The sequence below is a fragment of the Novosphingobium kunmingense genome (assembly GCF_002813245.1).
Lineage (GTDB): Bacteria > Pseudomonadota > Alphaproteobacteria > Sphingomonadales > Sphingomonadaceae > Novosphingobium > Novosphingobium kunmingense.
Map to the genome: position 1 here is coordinate 54,716 of NZ_PHUF01000008.1, position 6,657 is coordinate 61,372.

Sequence of the window (6,657 nt, forward strand, 5' to 3'; positions counted from 1 at the left end):
ACACTACCTTTCAGGGAGAAAAAAAATGATCCAAACTCAGCCTTTACGCGCCCGGTACATTGGCGTCTCGCTCATCTCACTGGCGTTGGCGGCGTTCGCGTCGCCGGCCCTCGCTGCAGGACAAAGCAGCACGCCGGCACAGGACGACCGCACGGCTGCCGAGGCCCAGCCCGCTGCGGTCGAGCCTGGCGAAGCCACCACCAATGCCGACGGAACGGATGCCGGCTCGGGTGAAATCGTGGTCACCGGTTCGCGCGTGCCGCGTGCAGGCTTTACTGCCCCGACGCCGATCACGATCGTGGGAACGGAGCAACTGGCCAAAGCCGCGCCTTCGACGCTGGCAGAATCGCTGCGTCAGTTGCCCGCACTGACTAACACGGCGGGTCCGCAGCGCAACGCAGGGTCTCAGCGCGTTGGTCAAAGTTTTCTCGACCTTCGCTCGCTTGGTCCGAACAGGACTTTGACCCTGCTCGACGGACGCCGCGTGGTTTCGACCAGTCTGACCGGTTCCGTGGATGCCAACATACTGCCTTCCGGTGTTGTCCAGCGGGTCGAGGTTGTCACTGGCGGCGCATCGGCGGCTTACGGCTCGGACGCAGTAGCGGGCGTTGTGAACTTCATCCTCGATTCTGAGTTTAGCGGACTTAAGGGCGAAGTCAGCAAGGGTATCAGCCAATACGGCGATAACGCTGAAACTCGCGCAACCCTCTCGGGCGGAACGGGTTTTGCCGGGGGCCAAGGCCATGTCCTGGTCAGCGCGGAATACTTCAAAAATGACGGTGTCAAGCCCGGTGCGCGCCCATGGGCTCGCACCGGCGTCAACTTCATCAACAATCCCGGCGGAACACCGGCGTTGTTCCTGCAATCCGACATCCGCGCCGTTGGCACACTGGGCGGGCTGATCATCGGAGGTAACGGCGGGACCGCAGCGAACAACGCATTGTTCAACGGCATTCAGTTCCTGCCTGGCGGTGTCGCAGCACCGTACAGCTACGGAACCCTGACGACAGCAACCCAGCAGGTTGGTGGCGACGGTGTCAGCACCGAACTGATCCAGGAGCTCAACCGTCCGCTCGAACGCGGATCCTTGTATGCGCACGTCAGCTTCGATGTTAGCGACAACTTCACCTTGTTCGCGGACGGCATGTACGGACGATCGACATCGACGGTCAACAACACCTATAACCGCCGTCAGCCATCCAATCCGTTCACCATCCAGCGCGACAACGCGTACCTGGCAACTTTCGCCCCACAAATTCGCGACCGTATGCTTGCGACCGGGGTTACCTCCCTGACCATGCTTCGCTTCTCTTCGGAACGCGGGTTCATCGTTACGAAGGGCGACAGCGAAACCCTGCAAGGCACGTTAGGAGCCAAGGGCAAGATCGGCGACCTGAAATGGAACGCTTACTACACTCATGGAGAGACCAAGCAATCCAACGATGTCCTGAACAACGAGATTACGGCCAACTTCAATCGCGCCATTGATGCGGTATTCGTGACCGCGGCCAATGTTGGCACGTCTGGTCTCGCTGTCGGGTCGATCGCTTGCCGCGTCAATGTCGATACAAACCCCAACAACAACGACCCTTCGTGCGCGCCGTTCAACGTGTTCGGGGTAGGCTCGCCTTCCGATGCCGCACTTAATTATACACGCGGGACTAGCGCTTCCGATGCCCTGATCAAGGCCGATCTGGCAGCGGTCAGCCTGGCTGGCCCGTTGTTCGAAGGCTGGGCCGGACCGATCGATTTCGCGATTGGCGGCGAATACCGTAAGGAAAGCATCAACTTCACAACCGACGCCTTGTCGCCTACTGGTGCCTATCTGCTCGGCAACCCCACACCTTGGTCGGGAAGTTACAACGTCAAGGAAGCGTTCGCAGAACTGGTCGTGCCGCTGCTGAAGGACGTCCCGTTCTTCCGCCAGCTCGAGCTAAATGCCGCCGGTCGCATCACCGATTACAGCACAAGCGGGAAGGTGGAGACCTGGAAGCTGGGGCTCAGCTGGAAACCGGTCGAAGACCTTCGCCTTCGTGCGACACGGTCACGCGATATTCGCGCGCCGAACCTATCCGAACTTTTCCAGGCTGGACGGCAAAGCATTGCTGCGGTCAACGATCCGTTCAAGAACAACGTACGCGTGACGGGCATCTTGCAGATCAATTCGGGCAATCCGAACCTGACACCCGAATTCGCCGATACCTTTACCGCAGGGGCGATCTACAGCCCGTCATGGCTTCCCGGCTTGAACCTGTCGGTCGATTACTACGATATCAGTATAAAGAATGCGATCAGCCCGATCCCGGCGCAAACCGCGGTCGATCAGTGCTTCCTGAACGTTCAGTCGGCGTGCGATCTCTTCACTCGCGATGCCAACGGTAACATCACGCGTTTTGCCGCGCTGCCGATCAATCTTGCCTCGGCCAAGACACGCGGGGTTGATTTCGAGGCGGGCTACAGCATTCCCCGCGGCTTTGCCGGCCTTGATGGCCAGTTCTCCGTGCGTGTTCTGGCCTCGTACCTGGCTAAGCAAGAAACCACCCAGCCAGGCGGTGCCCCGGTTGATCGTGCGGGCGAGGCGGGTGTCAATCCGTTTCCGCGCTGGCGTGGTCTGGCGCAGATCAACTACGATGGCGAACATACCGGTGCCTTTCTTCAGGCACGATTTATCGGGAGCGGGGATTACGACAAGACCCGCGGACCGGCCTTGATCGACCTGCAACACGTGCCGGCTGCCGCCTATCTGGATGGACAGATCAGCAAGAAGATCGCGGCCGGCTCGGGCGAGGTGGAACTGTTCCTCAACGTGCGCAACATCCTGAACAGTGCACCTCCGCTAGCGCCCGAGAATGCAACGCTTCCGGTCGCTTATAACGCCTTGTTACACGATGTGCTCGGCCGCGTCTTCCGCGTCGGCGCAAAATTCAAGTACTGACCTAGCGCTTAAGGAAACCATCATGGTTGGATTTCAGGTCTTACAGCGGCAAGCCTTTGCCAGCAGTGCCGATGTGGAGCGTTTTCGTTCGCTTCCCGTGGCCAACATCAGTGACGCGATGAACCGCTTGTCCGGCGGCGGTGCGGGGCTTCGGCCCCTGCACCGGCAAGGACTTCTGATCGGGCCGGCGCTGACGGTTCGCACGCGTCCCGGTGATAACCTTATGGTCCACAAGGCGTTCGAAATGGTCGTCCCGGGTGATGTTGTTGTGATCGACGCCGGGAGTGATCTGACCAATGCGCTGATCGGTGAAATGATGATCGATTATGTGCGGCGCAAGGGCGCTGCGGGCGTTGTCGTGAATGGCGCGGTTCGTGACCTTGCGGCTATCTCTGCCGGGGAATTCCCGGTCTTTGCTGCAGGCGTGACGCATCGCGGGCCTTACAAGGACGGTCCTGGTGAAGTAAACGTTCCGGTGTCCATCGGCGGCATGCTGGTAAACCCTGGCGATCTGGTAATCGGCGATGATGATGGCCTGATAACGGTAGCCTTGGCCGATATCGACGTGGTCCATGCTGCGGCCAGCGCAAAATTTGCCGCCGAGCAGGCGCAGATGGAGAAAATCGCCGCTGGTACCATCGACAAGAGCTGGATCGATGCCCAGCTAATCGCGATGGGTTGCCCCGGAGTGGAAAAGCGAACCGATGCTGCCTGAATTGCGCCCCCGTATCGCAATTTTCGGGCGCGCGCTGGCGCCCGCAGCGATGGCCTTGGCCGAAGAGGCGGGAGCCATCGTCGTGACCACGGATGGCTACCTGCGCGGCGACGAACTGATTGCCTTCATGCAGGAGAATAACCCGCACGGCATCATTTTGAGGCTCGGGGAAGTTGGCGCTGACGCGATGGCAGCAGCCCCCGCACTGCGCATCATCGCCAAACATGGCGTCGGCTATGATACTATCGACGTAGCCGCTGCGACCGAGCGGGACATCCTTGTCTCGATCGCGACCGGCGCCAACGCGATCTCGGTGGCAGAACAGGCTCTCGGGCTAATGCTGGCGGCTGGTCGAGGAATTGCGTATCTCGATAGCAGGATCCGGAGCGGTCATTGGGACAAAGCGACATTTCTGGGTACGGAATTGTGCGGCAAGCGCCTTGGCATAGTCGGCATGGGGGCGATCGGACGCCATCTCATCACGATTTGCCGCGGCTTGGGCATGTCCGTGGCCGTGTTCGACCCGGGTCTTGATGCTTCCGACTTGCGGGCGATGGGACTCGAGCCCGCACTCTCGCTCGAAACCATCCTGCGCGAGAGCGACGTGGTCAGCTTGCACTGCCCGCTTACAGCCGCGACGCGAAACCTGATCGCAAAGCCCCAGCTTGAATTGATGAAACCGCGTTCGATCCTTATCAACACGGCTCGCGGCGGATTGATCGATCTTAAAGATCTCGGTCAGGCACTGGCCGAAGGGAAAATCGGCGGCGCCGGCCTGGATACCTTTCCGGTTGAGCCGCTCGATCTGCCTGAAACCTTGCGAGGACTCCCCAATCTCGTTGTTAGCCCGCATGTCGGGGCGAGCACGGTCGAGGCGGGAGAACGCGTCGGATTGACTGCCATGGCGCAGGTTATCGATCACCTCGCAGGGCGGGCAGTGGACGACAAGTTCGCCGTCAATCGACCAGGCGTAAACGCCTGACAGGTTTCGACCTAGAATTGCCGGGGAGGCTGCAGCGCTCGCAGGAACGCGGCCTCCCCGCCCAGCTGTCTGCTAAGGTTCAGGGCGGCAGATCGCATTTGATCGCTGTAAAGTTCCGCCTGACCGGGCGTCAGACGATTGCAGGGGCCGGCCAGTACCAGGGCGCCTAGCATGATGCCTTCATTCTGGAATACCGGTATGGCCATCGACGCCGCAAACGGATCAGAGGCCCCTTGGGTATAGACCGGCAGCGCGATCAGCGACTGGTGCTCACCGTGATCCGAAAAACTGCGCAGGACAATTGCCGACGAAGCCTCGTCCATCGCGCGTGTCTCACCCGGCTGTTTGTGGACGCCAAGCTGATGCGGGGAATTTACCCGGTACTGGCACAGCCGATAACTGCCATGGCGGATATAGATCGAGGCCGTTTCTCCCGTGGCGTCGACCAGAGACTGCAACACCGGCAACACGTAATTCTCGATCCGCATGGATTCATGGTAGATCAGGTTCAAACGGGCAATTTCCGGCCCCAGGCGATAATCGCCGTGGTTGTCGCGCACGAGAAAGCTCGTTTCCACCAACGGATGGGCAATTCGCAACGCGGTGCTTTTGATCAAGCCGGTCCGGCGGGCAATTTCCGAAAGCGAAAGTGAATCATCGCCGCGCTGGAAGCATGAAAGGATGGAAAGCAGACGCTCGGCACTGGCGCGCCCAGGTACGGAAGCAGGAGGCACATCATCCATACCCTCGCCTAAGAAACATAAGTCGGTTTGTCGAGATAAAGCCGGGCGAGAGGGCACTGTCAGACCAACGAGGGCTCTGTCAGGCCAACGAGGCATCTGCTGCCGGCGGCTGATGCCTCGCAAGTCCCGCGCGCTGCCGCCTAGCCCGTTCCGCCGGTTCAACTCCTCTCCCGAGGTGATCCGCCTGGTGGTGCTGATGTACGTTCGGTTTCCGCTGTCGCTGCGCAACGTCGAGGACCTGCTGTTCGAACGCGGTATCGACATCTGCCACGAGACGGTTCGGTTCTGGTGGAACCGGTTCGGGCCTTTGTTCGCTGCCGACATCCGGCGCCAGCGTGTCAGCCGGATGCGCGGCTACCGGCATTGGAAATGGCATCTCGACGAGATGTACGTCAAAGTGAACGGCGAGATGGTCTACCTGTGGCGGGCTGTTGATCACGAGGGCGAGGTTCTCGAGAGCTACATCACCAGATCCCGCGATAAGGCCGCGGCCCTGCGATTCATGAAGAAGACGCTGAAGCGGCACGGCTCACCCGAGGCGATCACCACAGATGGCCTGGGGTCATACAAGGCGGCGATGAAACTACTCGGAAACCCGAACAAACAGGAGGTGGGGAGGTGGGCGAACAACCGCGCCGAATGCAGTCACCTGCCGGTTCGGCGACGAGAGCGAGCCATGCTCCGGTTCCGACGGATGAAAACACTGCAGAAGTTCACTGCGGTCCATGCCTCCTTCAACAACCACTTTAACCAGGAACGCCACCTCGTCGATCGCCAGACCTACAAGCTACGCCGCTCGGCCGCATTGGCCGAGTGGCAAAACCTGTTCGCCTAGGCTGCCGGTGGGGAAGGGGGAACTGCGCCAAGTGGAGACCAGTTCGCATTAGACTGACAGCACCGAATATGGAACCCACTCGATGCGCCGGACAAAGGCGTCGATGATTTACAAAGCCACTGGCAACTTGCGTGCTGTGCAAATTCTGCTCGGTCATACCAACATCGAAAACACCGTTAGATATCTTGGCGTAGATATCGATGATGCCCTGACATTGTCAGAGCGCACGGAAATCTGAGGACCAGCCAGCCTTGGACTTTGTCCAGGGCTGGCATTCGCCTCATGATTGAAGAGACGCCTTCAACTATTCGGGTAGCAGCAGCGTTAGCAAAGTCACCGATCCTTGCCTTATCCGAAGAGGAAGTCGCTTGCGCCGAGCGTGCTGTATTGCAGGCTGTGGAAGATGATCATGTTGCCGCCGGGCAGGTCGAGCGCGCAGTCGCTGCC

5 protein-coding genes and 1 pseudogene are annotated in these 6,657 nt (G+C 59.9%); 5 read left to right on the forward strand and 1 reads right to left on the reverse strand.

The features are described from left to right. Positions 1-25: 25 nt before the first annotated feature. From B0I00_RS16835 to B0I00_RS16845, 3 genes are read left to right on the forward strand one after another with little or no spacing between them, the layout of a single operon-like run. A complete protein-coding gene (locus B0I00_RS16835; protein WP_100868576.1) occupies positions 26-2,935 on the forward strand; it encodes a TonB-dependent receptor plug domain-containing protein in 2,910 nt (969 codons plus the stop codon). Positions 2,936-2,957: 22 nt separating this feature from the next. Beyond that, complete coding sequence (locus tag B0I00_RS16840; RefSeq protein ID WP_100868577.1) at positions 2,958-3,650, forward strand: RraA family protein; 693 nt, start codon at positions 2,958-2,960, stop codon at positions 3,648-3,650. Then, on the forward strand, positions 3,640-4,632 hold the full coding sequence (locus B0I00_RS16845; RefSeq protein WP_100868578.1) for a hydroxyacid dehydrogenase: 993 nt from the start codon (positions 3,640-3,642) through the stop codon (positions 4,630-4,632). The genes B0I00_RS16840 and B0I00_RS16845 overlap by 11 nt, the downstream gene beginning before the upstream one ends. Before the next feature lie 11 nt (positions 4,633-4,643). Here B0I00_RS16845 and B0I00_RS16850 read toward each other — a convergent pair whose 3' ends face one another. Continuing rightward, entirely contained in the window at positions 4,644-5,375 is a 732-nt protein-coding gene (locus B0I00_RS16850; protein ID WP_157812619.1) for an IclR family transcriptional regulator, read from the reverse strand. Positions 5,376-5,487: 112 nt separating this feature from the next. Between B0I00_RS16850 and B0I00_RS16855 the strand changes: the two genes are divergently transcribed. Beyond that, positions 5,488-6,210, forward strand: coding sequence for an IS6 family transposase (locus tag B0I00_RS16855; RefSeq protein WP_100868580.1), 723 nt, complete (start codon positions 5,488-5,490; stop codon positions 6,208-6,210). 61 nt (positions 6,211-6,271) lie between these two features. Then, positions 6,272-6,448: pseudogene (locus B0I00_RS16860) on the forward strand (tyrosine-type recombinase/integrase); the annotation flags it as partial. Between the last annotated feature and the right edge of the window lie 209 nt (positions 6,449-6,657).